At 61.7% G+C, this 19,977-nt stretch carries 13 protein-coding genes; 3 read left to right on the forward strand and 10 right to left on the reverse strand.

The annotated features are described in order from the left end of the window. Positions 1 to 30: 30 nt before the first annotated feature. The 5 genes from QNJ86_RS03195 to QNJ86_RS03215 form a co-directional block, all read right to left on the reverse strand. Positions 31 to 2,274: a putative bifunctional diguanylate cyclase/phosphodiesterase gene (locus QNJ86_RS03195; RefSeq protein ID WP_283831139.1), complete on the reverse strand. Its 2,244-nt coding sequence runs from the start codon at positions 2,272 to 2,274 to the stop codon at positions 31 to 33. Further along, positions 2,274 to 3,653 carry an ABC transporter substrate-binding protein gene (locus QNJ86_RS03200; RefSeq protein WP_283831140.1) on the reverse strand — a complete coding sequence of 460 codons (1,380 nt, stop codon included), beginning with the start codon at positions 3,651 to 3,653 and terminating at the stop codon, positions 2,274 to 2,276. The genes QNJ86_RS03195 and QNJ86_RS03200 overlap by 1 nt, the downstream gene beginning before the upstream one ends. Positions 3,654 to 3,884: 231 nt before the next feature. Beyond that, the gene (locus tag QNJ86_RS03205) at positions 3,885 to 4,934 is read right to left on the reverse strand and encodes an aspartate-semialdehyde dehydrogenase (RefSeq protein WP_283831141.1); all 1,050 of its coding nucleotides are present in this window, start codon (positions 4,932 to 4,934) and stop codon (positions 3,885 to 3,887) included. A 187-nt stretch (positions 4,935 to 5,121) separates the two neighbouring features. Next, complete coding sequence (locus QNJ86_RS03210) at positions 5,122 to 6,402, reverse strand: aspartate kinase (protein ID WP_283831142.1); 1,281 nt, start codon at positions 6,400 to 6,402, stop codon at positions 5,122 to 5,124. A gap of 123 nt (positions 6,403 to 6,525) precedes the next feature. Beyond that, positions 6,526 to 7,743: an MFS transporter gene (locus QNJ86_RS03215; RefSeq protein ID WP_283831143.1), complete on the reverse strand. Its 1,218-nt coding sequence runs from the start codon at positions 7,741 to 7,743 to the stop codon at positions 6,526 to 6,528. Positions 7,744 to 7,887: 144 nt separating this feature from the next. Between QNJ86_RS03215 and QNJ86_RS03220 the strand changes: the two genes are divergently transcribed. Together QNJ86_RS03220 and QNJ86_RS03225 are read left to right on the forward strand one after the other, a co-directional pair. After that, positions 7,888 to 8,952, forward strand: a complete 1,065-nt coding sequence (locus tag QNJ86_RS03220; protein ID WP_283831144.1) for a zinc dependent phospholipase C family protein — start codon at positions 7,888 to 7,890, stop codon at positions 8,950 to 8,952. Positions 8,953 to 8,955: 3 nt separating this feature from the next. Beyond that, a complete protein-coding gene (locus QNJ86_RS03225; protein WP_283831145.1) occupies positions 8,956 to 9,906 on the forward strand; it encodes a trimeric intracellular cation channel family protein in 951 nt (316 codons plus the stop codon). Between the two features lie 162 nt (positions 9,907 to 10,068). On the opposite strand, the gene QNJ86_RS03230 is transcribed toward QNJ86_RS03225, so the two are convergent. Next, positions 10,069 to 10,698: a DUF47 domain-containing protein gene (locus tag QNJ86_RS03230; protein WP_283831146.1), complete on the reverse strand. Its 630-nt coding sequence runs from the start codon at positions 10,696 to 10,698 to the stop codon at positions 10,069 to 10,071. A gap of 15 nt (positions 10,699 to 10,713) precedes the next feature. Next, positions 10,714 to 11,766 carry an inorganic phosphate transporter gene (locus QNJ86_RS03235; RefSeq protein WP_283831147.1) on the reverse strand — a complete coding sequence of 351 codons (1,053 nt, stop codon included), beginning with the start codon at positions 11,764 to 11,766 and terminating at the stop codon, positions 10,714 to 10,716. Positions 11,767 to 12,022: 256 nt separating this feature from the next. Between QNJ86_RS03235 and QNJ86_RS03240 the strand changes: the two genes are divergently transcribed. After that, entirely contained in the window at positions 12,023 to 13,174 is a 1,152-nt protein-coding gene (locus tag QNJ86_RS03240) for a nitrate/nitrite transporter (RefSeq protein WP_283831148.1), read from the forward strand. A gap of 175 nt (positions 13,175 to 13,349) precedes the next feature. Here QNJ86_RS03240 and QNJ86_RS03245 read toward each other — a convergent pair whose 3' ends face one another. From QNJ86_RS03245 to recJ, 3 genes are all read right to left on the reverse strand, one after another. After that, on the reverse strand, positions 13,350 to 14,009 hold the full coding sequence (locus QNJ86_RS03245) for an MBL fold metallo-hydrolase (protein WP_283831149.1): 660 nt from the start codon (positions 14,007 to 14,009) through the stop codon (positions 13,350 to 13,352). Between the two features lie 193 nt (positions 14,010 to 14,202). Beyond that, a complete protein-coding gene (locus QNJ86_RS03250; RefSeq protein WP_283831150.1) occupies positions 14,203 to 16,608 on the reverse strand; it encodes a RelA/SpoT family protein in 2,406 nt (801 codons plus the stop codon). A gap of 23 nt (positions 16,609 to 16,631) precedes the next feature. Further along, complete coding sequence (gene recJ / locus QNJ86_RS03255) at positions 16,632 to 19,961, reverse strand: single-stranded-DNA-specific exonuclease RecJ (protein WP_283831151.1); 3,330 nt, start codon at positions 19,959 to 19,961, stop codon at positions 16,632 to 16,634. Positions 19,962 to 19,977 lie beyond the last annotated feature (16 nt).

The raw sequence follows: 19,977 nt of genomic DNA on the forward strand, positions 1-19,977 counted from the left end.
ACGACCCCGGCCGGCCCCGCCGCCGCAGCCTTACTCGGCGGCGTCGTCCACCAAGCGATAGAATTCGTCGGACGGCACCGGGCGCGAGAACACGAAACCCTGCACCATATCGCACGGCGTAGTCCGCAAAAACTCCAGCTGACGCGGCGTTTCCACACCTTCCATGACCGTGGTCATGCTCAGTTCCTTCGCCATGGCAATGACGGAGCGCACCACCGTTTCCTCCTTGCCGGGAAGCGTGCTTTCCAGCAGGAAGTCGCGATCGAGTTTCAGCACGTCGGCCGGCAGATCCTTCAACACGTTCAGCGAGGACTGACCCGACCCAAAGTCGTCGATCGAGCACAAAAAGCCCGAGCGGCGCAACTCTTCCATAATGGCGAAGGTACCATCCAGGTCCTCCACCACAATGCTTTCGGTCAACTCCAGCTCGCACAGGCCATCCGGAATGCAGTAGGCCTCCTTGATGCGCACGTACGTTGACACGAAGTCGGGGCGATGCAGATGCAACCGCGACACATTCACCGACAGCGGCACCACCGGCAAGCCCGCATCTAGCCGTTCGCGCAGGTCGTGGCACACCTTTTCGAACACAAACTCGTCCAGACGCAGGATGAAGCCGTTCTGCTCGAACAGCGGCACAAACTCGTTGGGGCCCACCGTCCCCTCATCCGGCCGCCGCCAGCGTACCAGCGCCTCGCCGCCCAGCACCTGCGTACCCGACGGATCGTACTTCGGCTGAATGACGTGGAAGAACTCGCCGTTCTCAAGCGCCGCCTCCATACTGCGCTCCAGATCGGCGCGGCGCAAAAGCGCATCGCGCATGGGCTGGCTGAACACGCAGGGCGCAACGGAGCGCTTGCGCGACTCTCGCTGCGCGATGCGCGCACGGTCGGTAAGTTCGGTGATGTCGCGCGCGTCCGGCGCGTCCTCGGAGCAGCACAGTCCCAGGTGAAGCGACAGCGGCTTGCCGTTCCCCAAAATCCCATGGGCGCGTTCGACCAACTTTTCGCACACGGAAAGCGCGTCCTCGCGCGTCTGATAGGGGAACAGCAGCAGGAAGTAGTCGGCCGACTGGCGCGCCGCAATGCCCTGCGGACCCATAACATCCCTGATAACGCCCGCCAGCTCCTTGAGTATTTCGTCGCCGCGTCCGTAACCGTCCACGTCGTTGATCAGCTTGAAGTTGTCGATGTCAACACAGGCTACCGCAAGACCCGCCGCCCCGCTTCCGCCCGCGCGGGACAGCGAGGCCAGGCGCGCATCGCCATCCATCGTAAACTTATCGACACTATGCAACCCAGTCAGGCTATCGAAGTACGCCATGCGCTCAATCTGGCGTCGGTGTGCGCGACTGCCACGCCAGTACACCAGAAGCACCAGCCCCAGCCCAACCACAATGAGTGCACACAGCAAAAGCGTGGCTTGAATAATGGCGTTCGCCTGCTCCATGACCACGGAGTTCGGGATGATGGACACCACATCCCAGCCTTCGGTCCCCGCAAGCGGCGTATAGCAGAACACGTACTCTTCGCCCAGGTAGGTGAACAGCGCCACCCCGCGGCGATCCCCCTCCAGCGCCGCGCGGAACGCGTCAACCGCTGCGGGGTCATTGCCCTCAAACCCCACGATGTCATGCAGGTTGGTGAACGTGCGGTTGCTGTTGGGGTGCGGCGAGCGAATGATCACGTTGCCCGTATCGTCAACCACGTAAGAAAAGCCGCTGTTGTTGTAAAACGACAGCGAGAAGCGTTCGGCCACATCCTCAAGCGGGCGCGCCTTGCGTGCAATACCCTTGGTGCCATCCGCGAACTCAAAACGCTCGTACACACCCAGCATGTTCGTGCCGGTCTTTTCATCCAGAAACGGCTTCATGATGCCGCGCTCGGGCTTCGTGGCAAGCGGGGCCAGCTGCTCTTCGGACACCGCAACCGCCTCATCGGTGCCCATGCGATACGCAAGCCGTTCGTCCAGGTTAACGCACACGTACGTGGCGCCCTCATCGTCGCGGTCAAAGAGCGCGAACTTCTCGTCCAAGCGCGCGAAGTCGTCTGCGTCCTGCATCGCAAGTTCGCCCACGAACAACTCAAGCGCTTCAGCATCTTTTTCGAGGTACGTCTCAAGGGCGTGCTCGCCTTGCGTGGTCACCTCCAACACGTCCGTGACCGATTTCTCCCACAGCGACTCTTGCACGAAGCGCGAGAAGAGCCCCGAGCCCGCAACCACGGCCACGGCCACCAGCAGCACCAGCACCGGAACAAGTTTCTTAGCCTTCATTAGGCACCATCTTCTTCACCGGACAGGTGCTTGAACAGCTGCGCTTCAGCCTCCTCAGCCGTCGCGCCCTCAAGAAGCGCCACCACACTTGCGCGCGTGGCACCCCACACGGGAAGGTTAATGTTGTCGTCAGAGCCGATGACGGCGCGCTCCTTAAAAGCGTCGGCCAAAGGTGCAACCGACTGCTCTTCGGGCTGGAAGCTGGCAGCCAGCGGACTGAACGAGCACTGGCTGTTCGCGAACAACTCAATGGCCTCAGGACGCGTGAACGCGGCCACAAACTCCTTCGCCGCCGCAACATCCGGGCCATTCGCATTCACGCTGACGCGGGTGTCCACGTTCACCACCAGCAGGGGGCCTTCGTCAAGTATTGGGTAGGGATGCACCTCGAAGTCCAGGTCAGGCGCCATGTCACGCACGCGCACTGCAGCCCACGCACCGGTGAGCATGAACGGGCGATCCCCCGCCGCGAACAAATCCAAATCGTCGGCGGTCTTTTCGGTTTGAAGGGCTTCGGCAGCATCCACGTAACCACGCGCAATAAGGCGCTCCACCACGTCCAGGCCGGGCCTCAGTTGAGTGGCCAGCGCAGCGGGATCGTCCACGAACGGGTGCACGGCCTCGCCGATATCTTCCGCCTGATATATCGGCGCCATACCCCGGGCAATGACCAGCGTTTTCAGCGAGATATCGTTGTTCGCCACCACGGGCACGATGCCCTCTTCGACGAACACATCGCAGGCACGTTCGAACTCAGACAGCGTTCGCGGCACCGTCAAGCCGCGCTCCTTCAGCAGCGCCAGATTGCAGTACAATCCGAACGCCGAGATGGAGGTGGGCACATACCTCACCGCGCCGCTTGCCCTCATCTGACTGAGCGCCAGTTCGCCAAACGTGCTGATGGTGGGCAGGTCGGATAGGTCGGACAGGTAGCCCTTTTCGGCGTACACCAGCGACGTGTCGTGATCGACCATGAAGACGTCATCGCCATTCCCCGTGCTCAGACGCTTGTCGAGCGCTGCATAATACGGGCGGCTTTTGATGCCCTCGTAAGAAATGGAGACGTTCGGATGCTCGTCCATGTACGTGCGCAAGATAGTCTCAATGGCGGTGACGTTGAGGGGCTCATACTTGAACCCGAAGAACGTGAGTTTTGTATCGATGGTGGCCTCGTCGGGCGGCGCTTCCACCACGATATTGCGGCTGGGCGAACACCCTGGCAAGGCCAGCACGCCGAACAACGATGCCGCACCAACGGCCGAAGCCGCCAAGAAGCTGCGGCGTGTAAGCGCGGGCCACCCCTCACAAGGCGTGGCAGGGCGCAGTCCGCATGCCCGGACCGTGTGAACGCGCTTCGCGCGATGCTGTGCGTCTGCCATGTTTCCCACCCTCTGTCGGCGGCTCACGTGCGGCTATGCCCCAAAGCGCGCCAGACCTCCGATAACCGTCCACATAATAGCGCAATCGGGCAATGAGCGCACGGAGGATCGAGTGATTCACAGGCTTTACCAACGATTAAACCCATGCTTTAACCTGGACTTTTCCTCTCAACGAAAAAACGCCCACCGGGTGAGCGGCGGGCGTTTGAAGAAGCCGGTATGCGCGCCGTTTTACGGCAGCAGCAGCTGGGCAATTTGCACGGCATTGAGCGCGGCACCCTTGCGAATCTGATCGGCCACCACCCAGAACGCCAGCCCGTGATCCACCGTATCGTCCTTGCGCAGGCGGCCAACGTAGGTGTCGTTCGTACCCGCAAGCAAACCCGGCATGGGGTAGGTGTTGTTCGCAACATCGTCCATCACCGTAATACCCGGGAACGCTTCCATCGCGGCGCGCGCGGCCTCCACGCTGACCTCGTCTTGGAATTCCACGTACACGGCCTCGGCGTGGCAGCGCAGCACGGGCACACGCACGCAGGTGGCAGCCACCTTGATGCCTTCATCACCCATGATCTTCTTCGTTTCGACAACCATCTTCCACTCTTCTTTAGTGGAATCGTCCTCAAGGAACTTGTCGATGTGCGGGATGCAGTTGAACGCGATGCGATGTTGAAACACCTCAACGGTGAGTTCGTCTTCCGGCGTGCCGCTCAGGAACGCGCGCGTCTGGTCGTAGAGTTCGGCCATGGCTGGCGCGCCACCGCCACTGGCTGCCTGGTAGGTGGACACCACCACGCGCGTGATGGGCGACAGATCGTAGAGCGGCTTCAAGGCCACCACCATCTGGATGGTAGAGCAGTTCGGGTTCGCAATGACACCTTCATGCCACGCCACGTCGCCCGGGTTCACCTCGGGCACCACCAGCGGCACGTCCGCATCCATGCGAAATGCGCTCGAGTTGTCAATCATGACCGCACCGGCATCAACCACGGCCTGGCGCATCTCCTTCGACACGCTGGCACCGCAGCTAAACAGCGCAATGTCCACGCCCGCGAAGGACTCCGGTGTCATTTCCTGCACCGTGAGCTCGCCCGCCGGCACCTGCCCGCAGCCCGCGAACGGCACCTTCTTGCCCGCCGAGCGCGCCGATGCGAGCGCCCGCACCTCGCTCGCCGGGAAGTCAAGGTCGTGCAGCACCTGCAGAAACTCCGTACCCACAGCACCGGTCGCCCCCGCAATAGCCACCACCGGATGCGCCGGAATCGTCTTCGTCCACGTCATGATCGTTCTCCTCATCCCAATAGGTTGGCGTAGTCAGTCAGCGAGAGGGGCTGGGGTGCGCCGAATTCGTGGGATCCAAGAGGCGAAGCGTACTTCGGTACGCGAGCCTCTGGGATCGCGCGAAGGCGGTGTGCACCAGCCCCTCGCAGCGTCGAGCAGTTCCGCCGGTCGGCAGACCGGCGGAACGTCAACGGCCCTTATTCATCTTGGCGGCAATCTCTTCCGCCGAGAGTTGGGTTTCTTCGAATACGCTGTCGCTGTCCAGGTCGAACGCGGTGTGCAGGCAGCGTACGGCCTCGGCGGCTTGAGAGCCGTCCACCACCACCGACAGGCGAATGGGCGACGTGGAAATAGCTAGGATGTTGATCTGGTTCTCGCCAAGCGTGGTGAAGGCGCGCGCGGCCACGCCGGGCGACGACTTCATGCCGGTACCCACAAGGCTCACCTTCGCAATGTCCTCGTCCACGTCGAACTCGCGCGCGTTGATGTCGGGCAGGATGCGCTCGATGGTTTCGCGCGCCATGGACAGGTCGGCCCCGGCACACGTGAAGCTGATGTCGGTGAACCCGTCCTCGGAGATGTTCTGGATGATCATGTCCACACGCACGTTGCGGCCGGCCAGCGCGGAGAACACCTTCGCCGCTACGCCCGTCATGTCGGGAACGCCGCGAATGGTGACCTTCACCTCGGACGTATCGTGAGCGATGCCGGTGATGACGGCTTCCTCCATCATGTCGGTTTCCTCCTTGATGTAGGTGCCCTCGGCGTCGGAAAACGCCGAGCGCGAATGGATGACCACGTCGTATTTGCGCGCGAATTCCACGGCGCGCATCTGCAGAACGCCTGCTCCGGAGCCGGACAGCTCCAGCATGTCGTCGTAGGACACGGCGTCCAGTTTCTTGGCGCGCGGGCACACGCGCGGGTCGGCCGTGTATACGCCGTCCACGTCCGAGTAAATTTCGCACACATCGGCACCAATACCCCAGGCCACGGCCACGGCCGTGGTGTCGGAGCCGCCGCGACCAAGCGTGGTTATGTCGCCGTTCGCGTCGATGCCCTGGAAGCCCGCCACCACCGGAATTGCGCCCGAGTGCAACGCTTCCATGATGCGCTCGTTGTGCACCTTCACAATTTTGGCCTTGGCGTGCGAGCCGTCCGTTTCAATGCCAGCTTGACGACCCGTGAAGCTCATGGCCTTGTAGCCGCGCGCCTCAATGGCCATAGCCAGCAGCGTCATGGACACCTGCTCGCCCGTAGACAGCAGGCGATCCATCTCACGCGCCGGTGGATTATCGTTCAGCGAAGCGGCCAATCCCACCAGTTCATCGGTGGTTTTACCCATGGCAGACACAACGGCCACCACGTCATGGCCCTGCTGCTTTTTCGCGATAAGTTTCTTCGCGACCATCTGGATGCGCTCGGGGGAAGCGACGGACGTGCCCCCGAACTTGCATACGATTAGCGACATGGCGTTCTTTCTCGTCTCAGGAGTTACCCAATGGGTAATCACTATACCAAAACGCCTACCACACCGCCGACAGAAAGCCCGCCAACAGGCGCTTTTCCACGGGGAATTCGGCAGCGCGGGGCCTTACGCCTTCTCGGGCATCTTCCACAACAGCACAAATCCGATGATGAACAGCGTGGCAATGGACAGCACGCCAATGGACGAATTGCCCGTAAGCTGCGTGAACACGCTTACCAAAAACGTGCCCATGACCGCGGCATACTTGCCAAAGATGTCGAAGAAGCCGTAGTACTCGTTCGCGTGTTCCTTGGGAATGAGCTTGCCGAACTCGCTGCGCGAAAGCGCCTGGATGCCGCCCTGGAAGAGCCCCACGAAAAACGCGAGAATCCAGAATTCCAAGGCTTCCCGCAGGAAGAACGCCGCGAACAGCGTAATGCAGAAGTACGCGAACACAGCCACCAGCAGCATGCGCTTCGTGCCAAACTTCGACGACAGCCGCCCGTAGGCGATGGCCGACGGAAACGCCACAAACTGGGTCATGAGCAGCGCCAACACCAGCTGCGTCGAATCGATACCCAGGTCGGTGCCATAGCTGGTGGACATCTTTATAATAGTGTGCACGCCGTCGATGTAGCAAAAGAACGCCAGCATAAACAGGCGCAGCCGCTTGTCCTTCCAGATGCGCTTGAGCGTGCGCCACAAGCCCGCGAACGTGTCGCGCAGCAGGTGCTCGGCGCGCTCCTTGTAGTGTGTCTGGTGCACGTTTTTGATAAGCGGAATGCTAAACAATACCCACCACACGGCCGTGATGAGGAACGCCACCTTCATGCCCACATCCATGGGAATGCCCACCGAGGGCCCACCCAACACCACAATCAGGCTAAGAATGAACGGGATGCACGAGCCAATGTAGCCCCACGCATAGCCCTGCGAGGACACTTCGTCGTAGCGGCTCTCTTCGGTGGCATCCACCAAAAATGCGTCGTAGAACACGATGGAGCCGTTCAGCATGATGGACGCAATCACGTACACCACGAGAAACGCCAGCGCCGCTGACGGAATGCCAAGCGCCGCAAGCGCAATGGCACCCGTGCCCACAGTGCCGATGAAGAACTTCTTCTTGTTGCCTTTAAGGTCGGCAAGACTTCCCAGCACGGGCATGAGCAGGGCCAACAGAAGCGACGCCACCGTTTCAGCGTAGCCCCACGCCACCACCACCGACGAGCCTGGCTCGGCCAGCGACTTGAAGTACACGGGTATCAGCGCCGTGGCCAGCATAATGAAGGCCGAGTTGCCCACGTCGTAGAGCACCCAGCTCTTCTCTTGCTTGGTCAGTTTCATGCGGCGCCCCCTTCTGCTTGCGGCCGCCGAAGCGCCGCTCATCTTCACATCTGGGCAACCTTCGGTTAACAACTCCGGCCTCATTGTATATGATAGCGCCAAGCGTCATCGGTAAAATTAACGTCAGAAACGGAGTGCACTTCCATGCCGGCTCTCATCACGCACGACTTCTTCGGCCAGGACGTCTACGACCGCCTCTTCCGCACCATCGGGGGAACCCGCGACGAGGCGGAGGCTTTCCTGTTGGGCAACCAGGGGCCTGACGCCCTGTTCTACTCCGTGTTGAACCCGCGCCTGCGCGAACACAACCGCCTGGGCAACGTCATGCACAACGAGAAGCCGACGGAGCTTGTGCGCGCGTTCAAGGACTCGCTCGGCATTTTGAATGAGGAAGAATTCCCTGTTGGGCGGGCCTATGCACTGGGGTTCCTCTGCCACTACACGCTGGATTCCACCATGCATCCGTTCGTGTTTTTCCACGAGTACCAGCTGTGTGATGCCGGCGAGCCTGGTCTCACGCGCGACGACGGCACCGAGGTGCACGCGGTTATTGAGAGCGAACTGGACGAGTTGGTGCTCACGGCGAAGCGCGGCGAAACGGTGGCCACATTTGAGCCGTGGCGCGAGATTCTGCAGGCGAGCGACTTTGTGCTGGATACCGTGTCGAAAATGTACGCGTACGTGGCGCTGACCGTGTACGGGCGCATTGTGCCGCCTCGGATGTTTGCCCAGTCGGTGCGCAGTTTCCGGCGTGCGCAAAAGATATTCCACTCCCCCACCGGTCTTAAGCGTGCGGCGCTGGGACGCATTGAGGAATTGGTGCGGCCCCACTCGTTCGTGCGTTCCATGAGCCATCGGCCTGTTGAGCTGGAGGAAAGCGTGTTCGACAACCGCACGCACGAGAAGTGGGAGAACCCCTTTACGGGCGAGGTGAGCACGGCATCGTTCTGGGATTTGTTCGAGGAGGCGCTGGAGAAGGCGGAGGCGAACCTCGCCGCGTTCGACGCGGAGGACTTTGACGAGGCGGCAGCCCGTCGTATTACGGACGACAAGGACTTTTCCGGGCAGCCAGTGACGGCTTCCATTGTGTCGGTGGTGGACGGCGCGGCGGCTGGCGCGGCTGCGGGCGGCGGTGTTAGCGCCGCTGCGCAGGACGCGCAGGATGCGCAACCGGGCGCGGCGGTCCCCGGACCTTCGACCGGCGCCTAACCAATGCTGGAAGTTGTCCTCGCCGTCCCGTTTTGGCTGGAGCTGGCCGCTGCGCTGACCGGCGGTTTGTCCGGTGCCATGAGCGCGGTGCGGGCGCGCTACGACATTTTCGGCGTGGTATGCATCGCGCTGACCGCCGGTCTCGCCGGCGGCATCATGCGCGACCTGCTCATGCAGAACTACGGCATTTACGCCTTTCAGAAGCCCGAATTGCTGCTGGCGTGCGCGGCGGCGGGTGTGGTGGTGTTCTACTTTGGCAAGCTGGCCACCTACCTCGACCCCGTGGTGGCGCTGCTGGACAACCTTTCGGTAGCGCTCTGGGCCGTGATCAGCGTGGGCAAGGGACTTTCGGCCCAGTTGGACATTGTGCCGTCCATCATTTTGGGCACGGTCACCGCTGTGGGCGGCGGCATTTTGCGCGACGTGTTCATGAACCGCGAGCCCGAGGCATTCCAGGCCGGCGCGCTGTACGGTTCGGCCGCACTCATCGGCTCCACGGTGTATGCACTCATGAAGCAAAACCACATCCTCGACAGCTACGCGCCGTTCGCGTGTGTGGCCATTGTACTGGGGCTTCGCTACGCTTCGCTCTTCTTTGGCTGGAGCACCAAGCCGCCGAAGGACTACTCCGATGTGGTAACCAACGCCGTGGCGCGCCCCGTGAAGTCAGTCGCCCGCCGCGTGCGCCCGCCGAAAGGCAAGGTGCAGCGCGACAAGGAACGCAGCAAGGCCTACGCGAAACTGTCCTACTTCTGGAAGCGTATGAACGGCGAGATTCCTCCCCCGCGCAAACGCCGCACCGCTGAAGTGCCACCCGAGGCGCCCGCACAAGACACTGAACCCCAGGCCAGCGACCCCAGCGACCGCATAGTCATCGACCGAGAAGAGTTGCACCGCCTGCTGGGCACCCCCGAAGAAGAAAAGCCCCGCGACCCCTTCGAGCCACGTTCTTAAATGTCACCGGTTGGCGTAACAGGTTGATCGTAGGGCAAGGGTTCTACCCTTGCCGCTCAGCAAAGACAAAACCTGCCAGGTCAAACGTAGTTGACGGCAAGGGCAGAGCCCTTGCCCTACGATCAACCTGGCAGGAACGTAGCCTTTGTTACCGCCCCAACACTAAACGTTTTTCAAGAGAATAGTATTCATGATGTCGGCGGTGTGTTCGCAGGCGTCGCAGCATTTTTCCATGCGGTCGAAGATCTGCGTCCACACGAGCACGCGCATGGGGTTGTCGCAGTCCTCGGTGTGCAGGCTACGGATGACGTGGAGGAACAGCTCGTCGGCCTCTTCCTCATAGGTGTTCACGTCAATGATGAGCTGCTTGAACTTCTTCGACTTCTTGAAGTTGCGGAAGTCCTCCATGGCGCGGTGCAGGGCCTCGCAACTCTTCTTGATGAGCAGGGCAAACTCGTGCGCGTCTTTGTGCATGAAGTGGACGTCGTACATGTAGAAGCGCTGCATGACGTCTTCCACGTAGTCGATGATGTTGTCCAAAAACTGCGCGAGCTCAATGATGTCCTCGCGATCGATGGGCGTGATGAAATCGGTGGCCACCGTTTTGAAGATGGCATGGTTGATCTCGTCACCCTCGTGCTCCAGCGCGTGCGCGCGCCTCATGACGTCGAGTGTGTTCTCGGCCGTCGTGAAGCCTTCGATGGCTTTGATCAGCAGCTCGGCTTCTTTAACCGCCACCTCGGTCTGCTTCTCAAATGCGTCGAAGTAATCAAACTTTACCTTTTTGCTCATTGTTCGTTGAACCTCCTATACGAAGAATAAGAACAGATGGGCGAACGCGAACCCCAAAAGGCCGCACCCGGGAAACGTCAAAACCCACGTCTTCACCATGTCAACCGCAATGCCCCACTTGACCGACTTCGCGTTTTTAGCAGCGCCGACACCCATGATGGCCGTCGTGTTCGTATGTGTGGTGGACACGGGCAAACCCGCAAACGTGGACAACATCAGGCAGAAAAACGTGGAGAAGCTGGCCGCAAACCCTTGGAACGGCTCCAGCTTCACCATGTTGACGCCGACACTTTTGATGATGCGCTCGCCGCCCACCGCCGTGCCGAGGCCCATGTTCAGCGCACACAGGAACATCAGCCAGATAGGAAGCACCATTTGATCGGCCTGACCCACGCCCGTGGCCAGCGTGATAGCAAGCACGAAAATGCTCATGAACTTCTGGCCGTCCTGCGCGCCGTGCATGAACGCCACACCGGCACCGGAGGCCACCTGCGCCCAACGGAAAAAGCGCGCCGTGCTGCGACGGTTCATGTCGCGGCAGACGCGCCCGAGTATTTTGTAGTTGAGCCAGCCCAAAAAGAATCCCAGCAGCGTGGACAGCAGAATGCCGTACACCACTTTCATCCACTCCGCGCCGTTGATGGCACCGAAGCCACCCTGTAGCGCAATGGCTGCGCCCGTGAGGCCGGCAATGAGCGAATGGCTCTGCGACGTGGGAATGCCGAAGTACCACGCAGCCACACCCCACACGATGATGGCAATCATGGCCGCCGTCAGGGCAATAAGGGATTGCTGCGCATCCCCGCCGAAATCGACCATACTAAAGATGGTGTGCGCAACTGCAGATGTTACCAGGGACACCAAAAGCAGACCTGCAAAGTTGCAGATGGCGGCCATCACGATAGCCCACTTGGGCTTCATGGCCCGCGTAGAGACCACCGTAGCGATGGCGTTCGGCGCATCGGTTGCGCCGTTGACGACGATAACGCCGATATTGAGCAAGGTCACCGCCACCAGCATGGGATTGGAGGCCAGCTCGGCGATAAACGTAGCCCACTCGATGGTCACAGGTTCCTCTTTCGACAAAACCGCAAAAAAGCCCAGCGGGCATCAGTTTAACGTAAATCTGACACGGAGGAGGGGACGTCACCCGCTTTTTACGTCGACGGACACACCATTAGGTAAAATTCCGGTAAAGCCACCTTTCCGAACCTGGGTTCAGATTGCGGGTTGCTAAAACTTGAGGATGCCGGTAGGATTACCGGGCGAGCGATGCGGGCATCGGAAAATCAGCGTTGGGCGAGATGAGGGGGAAAGGCCACGCATGAAGAAGCGCATTCAGTTGCCGTTGCAGACGGCCGATCTTATTGTTGGCTTCATGGTGTGGGTTATTCTGTCGTCGCTGCTGCCGTTCATCAAGCAGGATATTGCCATTCCCACAGATCAGGTGGCGCTGGTTACCGCGGTGCCGGTGATTTTGGGTTCGGTGTTGCGCGTGCCGCTGGGGTATCTGACGAACCTTGTGGGCGCGCGAACGGTGTTCTTGGCCAGCTTTGCCGTGCTCTTAGTTCCCGTGTGGCTTATCAGTGAAGCGACCAGCTGGCAGGAACTTATCGCGGGCGGTGTGCTACTTGGCGTGGGCGGAGCCGTGTTTTCCGTGGGTGTGACTTCGCTGCCGAAGTACTATCCGCGCGAGCGGCATGGGTTTGTGAACGGCGTGTACGGGTTCGGCAACATGGGTACGGCACTCACCACCTGGCTGGCGCCGCTGGCGGCCGTCGCGTGGGACTGGCGCGTAGCAGTGAAGCTGTATATCGTGCTTTTAGCCTGCGCATTTGTGGTGAACCTTGCGCTGGGCGACCGCGACGAACCGCGCGTGAAAACACCTTTGCTGCAGCAGATGCGCACCGTGGCAAAAGATGCGCGGCTGTGGCTGCTTTCCTTGTTTTACTTTGTGACGTTTGGTGCGTTTGTGGCGCTGACGGTGTATTTGCCGAACTTCTTAACCTCGCACTACGGGCTTGATGGCGTGACGGCCGGCATGCTGACCAGCGTGTTTATTGTGGCGGCAGCATCGGTGCGCATCCTTGGCGGATGGCTGGCCGACCGCATGGACTGCCTGCGGCTGCTAGCCTTTGTGTTTGGTACGCTGGCGGCGGGAGCCGTGGTTTTGGCGGTGGCACCGGGGCTGCCGGTGTATCTGGCGGGCATCTACCTGGTGAGCGTGGCCTGCGGCATCGGCAACGGCGTGGTGTTTAAGCTGGTGCCCACCTACTTTATGGAACAGGCGGGGCCGGCCAACGGTCTCGTGTCCATGTGGGGAGGGCTGGGCGGCTTCTTCCCGCCTCTCGTGCTGGCGGCATCTATGGCGGCTTTTGGATCGAATGTGGTGGGGCTTGCGGGATTTGGACTGCTGTCTCTGGTGTGCTTGGTGGGAGCGCTGGTGATGAGAAGGAAGAACCTGTCTGGCGAGTAGTTTGAGCTGATCAACCTGAGTTCAACCTGAGTTCAACCTGCGACAGGCTCGGGCGATAGGCTGTGCGAGAACACTTCGCGAAATCTCGCCCAACCTATCGCCCGAGCCTACTTACTTCTGGGAAATTCTGACAAAACCTATCGCTTAGGCCACCTTACTTCTGGCACACACTTTTCTACGCAAAGCGGGCGAAGACGGGGCCTCGTTCGGCTCCTATCGTGGTGGTGGGGCCGTGACCGGGGAGGACTTTCGTGTTGTTGGGCAGGGTGGCGAGGCGTTTCAGGGAGGCGCGCATCTGCTTCAGGCTGCCGCCGGCGAAGTCGGTGCGGCCGATGGAGCCGGCGAACAGGGTGTCGCCCGACACAAGCACGGGCGCACCTTTCGGGTTGGAGCCATCGCGCGCGTCAAGGTACAGGCACATGCCGCCGGGGGTGTGTCCGGGCGTGGCAATGACCTTCCAGGGCATGCTGCCTACCTGGAACGTCTCGCCGTCTTTCAGCACCCGGTCAACCGGACAGGGGGTGAAGGGGCGGTCGGACAGCGGCGTGGGCTCGTCGCCGCAGATCATCGGTGCGTCCACCACAGAGGCAACCACCGGAGCGCCCGTGCGCTCGCGCAACGCTTCCGCAGCACCCACGTGATCGAAATGACGATGCGTCAGCACGATAGCCTCGGGCACGCGCCCGTTGAGCGCCTTCATGATACGATCAGGCTCGCACGACGGATCCACCACAAAAACGGACGACCCGTCGGAAATGATATACACATTGTTCTCCAGCATGCCAAGCACCAAGTACTCAACAGACACGCACGTTCCAGGAATAGTATGAGACATAAAGTTCCTTTCAGTTAAAAATCGAAGTACTGGTCCACCAACGTCAGCGAGGGTTTTCGTGGTGCCCGATATTGGCGTGTTTCGCGGCCGAGCGTGCTTCGCACGAGAGGGTAAGCGAAAAAGCGCCAAGATCGGGTGCCACGAAAAGCCGCAGCGTCGGCCCGTTCCGCTGGCTGACAAGCCAGCGGAACAATCATTTCTTCTTTTTGGCGCTCTCGCCGGGGAGCATGCGGCGGGCATCAAAGACTCCTTCTATGCCGCGGAGTTTGTTCAGCACGAGATCGATGTGGCCAACATCCGACACCTGGAACAAGAAGCGCATCTCCACCATGCCGTCGCGGTGCGAGGTGGTGGACGATGACAGCACGTTCGCTCCAATTTCGGACAGCAGGATGGCCACGTCGCGCAACAAGTTCATGCGGTCGAGCGCCTCAATGAACACTTCCACCTGGTACGACGTGCTCTTCGACGGCTCGTTTTCCCACGACACCTCTATGATGCGCTCGGGCTCGGTCATGAGGTCTTGCGCATTCGGACAGTCGGCGCGGTGCACCGACACGCCGCGGCCGCGCGTCACGAAGCCGAGAATTTGGTCTCCCGGCACGGGGTTGCAACAGCGCGACAGGCGCACGAGCACGTCGTCGATACCCTTCACCACCACGCCGTTGGAGCTGTGCGTCTCGTGCTTCTTCGGACGCTTGACGCTGGTGAGCATGGGGGGCAACTTGCCCGTGGACATGTCCGACGCGCCGAAACCGGGGGACTCGTCAGCCTCGTTACCCTTGTCCACCAGGATCTTCAACAGGCGGTTCGCCACGTGCTGCGAGCTTTCTTTGCCCGTGCCGATGTTCACCAGCATGTCGTCGGCGTCCTTGTAGCCCAGGTGCTCGGCCACCGTTTTGATGGCGCGCATCGACTGGGCGCTGGAGATGCCCAGGCCGTGTTTGCGCATTTCACGCGTGAGTTTGTCGCGGCCGTTCTGCAAGTCGTCGCTGCGGCTGACCCGGCTAAAGTACGAGCGAATCTTGCTGCGCGCGCTCGGCGTTTTCACGATACTCAGCCAGTCGCGCGACGGCGTGGCGCTCTTCTGCGTGAGCACCTCCACGCGGTCGCCCAGCTGCAGCTCGTAGGTCAAAGGCACAATGGCGCCGTTCACCTTCGCACCCACGCAGTGGTTGCCCACCTCGGTGTGGATGGCGTAGGCGAAGTCCACCGGCGTGGAGCCAGCGCGCAGGCTCATGGCCTCGCCTTTTGGCGTAAACACGAACACCTCGGTGGGCGCGAGATCCACCTTGAGGTCCTTCAGAAACTCGCGCGAATCCTGCGTTTCATCCTGCCAGTCCACCATCTGGCGCAGCCACGCCAGCTGCTGGTCAAGCGCGTCGCCGCCCTTGCCGCCCTTCTCCTTGTAGCGCCAGTGCGCCGCCACGCCGTACTCGCTTTGGCGGTGCATGTCCTCGGTGCGAATCTGCACTTCAAGCGGCCGCCCAGCCGGGCCGATGACCGTGGTGTGCAAGCTCTGATACATGTTGAACTTCGGCATGGCAATGTAGTCTTTGAAGCGGCCGGGCATCGGGTGCCAGAGCGTGTGCACCGCGCCGAGTGCCGAGTAGCAGTCCTTCACCGACTTCACAATGATGCGCACCGCAATGAGGTCGTAGATTTCGGAGAAACCTTTGCCCTTTTTCGTCATTTTTTGGTAGATGGAATAGAGGTGCTTCGGGCGGCCCATGATTTGGGCGGTGATGCTTACCTTTTCCATCTCGTCGTGCAGGATGTTGATGATTTGGTCCAGGTAGCCCTCGCGCTCGGAGCGGCTTTCCGTAACCATGCGGCTGACCTGCTTGTACTTGTTCGGTTCAAGGTAGTAAAACGACAGGTCTTCCAGTTCCCACTTGATGTTGTTGATGCCCAGGCGGTGCGCGATGGGCGCGTAGATTTCCAGCGTTTCGCGCGCTTTGAAGATGCGACGATCCTCGCGCAGGGCGGCCAGCGTGCGCATGTTGTGCAGGCGGTCGGCCAGCTTGATAACAATGACGCGAATGTCCTTGCTCATGGCCACGAACATTTTGCGAATGGTGGCGGCCTGCTCGTCGGAGAGGCTTTCCACCTCGATGCGCGTGATTTTCGTAACGCCTTCCACCAGCTGCGCTACCTGCTCATTGAACTGGGCTGCTACCTCGTCGGTGGTGGTAGCAGTGTCCTCCACGGTGTCGTGCAAAAGCGCCGCGCAGAGCGTTTCCACGTCCATGCGGAGGTCGGCCAGAATGAGCGCCACCTCAACGGGGTGCGCCACAAAGGGCTCGCCACTCTTGCGACACTGGCCCTCGTGCGCCTCGCTGGCGAACTGGAACGCCTTCGCAAGCAGTGCCTGATCGGGCTCAGAAAGATACGCTGACGTGAGCTTTTGCAGTTCCAGGAACCGCTCTTCCGGCGTGTTGGTGCGCCGTGCCGAACCATCGGTGCGCGCTTCGGAAGCGAACGCCTTCTCGGCCACATGCGGACGGCCCAGCAGCTCGTCTTCCACCGTTTGACGGCGCGACGACTGCTCAAGTGGCTCTCCCAGCAGTTCTTCGCGTTTGCGGTCGGCCTTGCCCATAGCGTGCGCCTCCTTTCTTTTCCCTAGCAGCCTGGCAAAATGGGCCGCGACACGCGCACGTGCAGGCTTGCCGTGTCGGTGCCCATCGCCCAGTCGCGGAACGCGTCGAACGTGGCGCGCTCGCCCAGGCCCTCGCGGTAGCGCACGCTGTCGGTGAGCTCCACCTTGCTGTTGGTATCAACCACGCGAATTGAGCGTGTGACCTCGCCGGATGCGTAGGCCGTGTGCGTTTCCACCAGCCCCAGTTCGCGAAACACGGCCACGCCACACGCGGCAGATGCGGCGCTCACCACGTGGCCGCCCTCGCTGGCCAGCTGCGCCAAATCGGCGTTGCTCAGACAGAAAAACTCGTTGCCATGCTGGCGCTGAACGGCGCGCAGGCGACGATACACCTGTGCCAGGCAATCGTGGTCGGGTGTCATGTCGCGCAGCACCTGTTCGTTGATGCCCGCATCATTGCGGCCGAACAGCAGGTGAATCTGCGCTGGGCTGCCGTCGCGGCCCGCACGGCCACTCATCTGGTTAAACTCCACCTCGTTGTACGGCAAATGGTACAGCACCACATGCCGAATGTTTGGGATGTTCACGCCTTCGCCGAAGGCCGAGGTGGCTATGAGCACCTTCAGCGCGTCGGTGCGGAACAACTCTTCCACACGTGTGCGTTCAGCGCGCGTGAGGCCGGCGTTGTAGAAGCCGATGAGCGGCGCCATTTGCGGCACGCGCTTGCGCAGCGCACGCGCCACCGACACCGACTGTTCGCGCGAGTTCACGTACACGACGGTTTTTTCGCCCGAGGCGATGAGATTCGCCAGGTAGTCGTCGCGGTTCTTGAGGTTACGGCGGTCGTCCAGCCCCAGGTTGGCGCGCACGGTTTCGTCCAGCACCAGCTCGTCGATGGGCAGGGCGGCGCGAATGTCGCGCGCGATGTTGTCGTCGGCCGTGGCGGTAAGCGCCAGCACCGTGGGGCTGCCCAGCTGCGCGATGGAGCGGCCGATGGCAGAATACGCCGGGCGCTGACCCGCTTTCGCCAGGCCAATGTGGTGCGCCTCGTCCACCACCACAAACCCGATGCGCCCGGATGCGGCAAACTCACTGGCATGGAAGCCCAGAAACTCCGGCGTGGTAAGCACGATATCCACCGAGCCGTCGGCCAGACCCGCAAACGTTTGGCGGCGTTCCTCCGGCGCACTTTCGCCCGTGAGCACCGCCACGGCAATGCCGAACGAATGCAGCGCCTCATTTAGGTGAAATGCCTGGTCAGCAATCAGCGCGCGCAGCGGGTAGATAAAGAGGCTGGCCGCGCCGTCGCGCAGGGCGCGGCACGCGGCGTGCACCTGGAACGTGAGCGACTTGCCGCGACCCGTAGCCATAACGGCCAGCACCGAGCGGCCGGCGTCCAAATGATCAAGCACGACGCGCTGCGACTCATGCAAAGCGCCGTCCCCGATGATGGCGCGCACCACATCGGCCTCAAGGCCCGCCGGGTCATCCTGCGCCTTGCGCTCCCACGCCGAACGGTTGGCGGCAAGGGCGGCCTCGTAGGCCTCCACGTCTTCGGGGCAGTGCACGGCGTCGGCGCACAGTTCGGCATCGCTCGTAGCGTAGAGATCGGCCACAAAGGAAAGGTTCTCCGGGTTCAGGCACGCCTCCAGCGCACCGCACGTGCGCGCGGGCGCGAGCGATTGCAGCATAGCCTTCACCGTGCGGCGGCCACGCCATTCATCAATCTGCACCTCGAACGCGGCGTTCACCACGCTGTCGGTGCACATAAGCGCCTCAATGTCCGTGCAATGAAACATGATGCCCGCCACCGTGGCGCTTCCGTCGGACAGCGCGCACGAGAAGTGGTTCTTCTCGGCACCCACGGCGCGGCAGTTCGTCAGCGTCACGTCGCGCGCGAGGAAGCACGGCACGGGGTTTTCCTGGCCAAACGGCGCAAGCGCGTCCAGTTTCTCCACGTTTTCCAGGGAGAGTTCGTCCAGCGCCACGCACGTGTCAATTTCAATGAGCGGGTGGAAGGCGCCTTCGGGCAGCTCGTCCATGTAGGCGCACAGGCGTTGCGAGAACTCGGGCAGCTTGTCGGCCGGCAGCGTTACGCCTACGGCAGCGTCGTGTCCGCCAAAGCGTGTGAGCAGATCAGAAGCGTTTTCCACCGCCTTGAACAGGTTCACCTGACCCACGCTGCGGCCCGACCCGCGCGCTTCGTCACCATCAATAGTGAACAGCATGCTGGGCACGCCGTAGGTATTCACCAGGCGGCTGGCCACAATGCCCTTCACGCCTTCATGCCAGCCTTCGCCCGACACCACGAGCGCTCGCTGGCCGTGGTAGATGTCCGCAGCCTGGGCTTTCGCGATCTCGGACAGCTCGGCTTCTATGGTGCGACGCTGGTCGTTCACCGCTTCCAGTTGCGAGGCCAAGCGGCACGCTTCGTCGAAGTCGTCGGTCATCAGCAGGTCGAGCGCCAGCTGCGCGTCGCCCATACGACCGGCGGCGTTCAAGCGCGGAATGAGCGAGAAGCTGAGGTTCGTGGCACTGACCGGCTTGTCGCCCGCGCCGCTCGAACCCAGAAGCGCCGCGATACAGGGGCGCGGGCCGTCGTTCATGCGGCAGATGCCGTCGGCCACGAGCGCGCGGTTTTCGCCGCGCATGGGCATAAGGTCGGCCACCGTTCCCAGCGTGGCCAGGTCGGTGTAGCTGCGCCACAAATGCGGATAGCCGAAGCGCCCGCCCAGCACCTGCACCAGTTTCAGCGCCACGCCCACACCGGCCAAGATGGAACTTTCGCAGGTGGCGTCGCACTTGGGATCGGCCACGGGCACGCCCTCGGGTACGAGGTCGACGGGCTCGTGGTGGTCGGTGATGGCCAGCCCCACGCCCGCTTCCACAATGGCCGCAGCCTCCACCTTGCAAGCGATGCCGCAGTCCACGGTCACAATGAAGTCCGGCCGCTGCTCACGCGCGCGCTTGAACGCGGCCTCGGTCAAGCCGTAGCCTTCCTCGAAGCGCCGGGGAATAAACGGCGTAGCATGTGCGCCCAGCGCCCGCAACCCGCGCGTGAGCACGGAAGTGGCGGAGATGCCGTCGAGGTCGAAGTCGCCGAACACGAGAATGCGGCCGTCCGCGCGCATGACGGCCTCCAGCGCGTCGGCCACCTCCGACAGCCCGGGGATGGTGTAGGGGTCAAGCCAATCGCGATCGAGCGAGGGTTCCAGGAAGCGCCGCACGTCGGCGGGTTCGCTGATGCCGCGCGCCACCAAGGTGGCGGCCACAAAGCGCGGAAGCCCCAGCCCCTGTTGGATGCGCGCGACGGCGGCCGGATCGGCCGCTTTAATGTTGAACTGGGCAGACATGGATACTCATACCTAA

This window comes from Gordonibacter faecis, from assembly GCF_030077735.1.
Taxonomy (GTDB): Bacteria; Actinomycetota; Coriobacteriia; order Coriobacteriales; family Eggerthellaceae; genus Gordonibacter; species Gordonibacter faecis.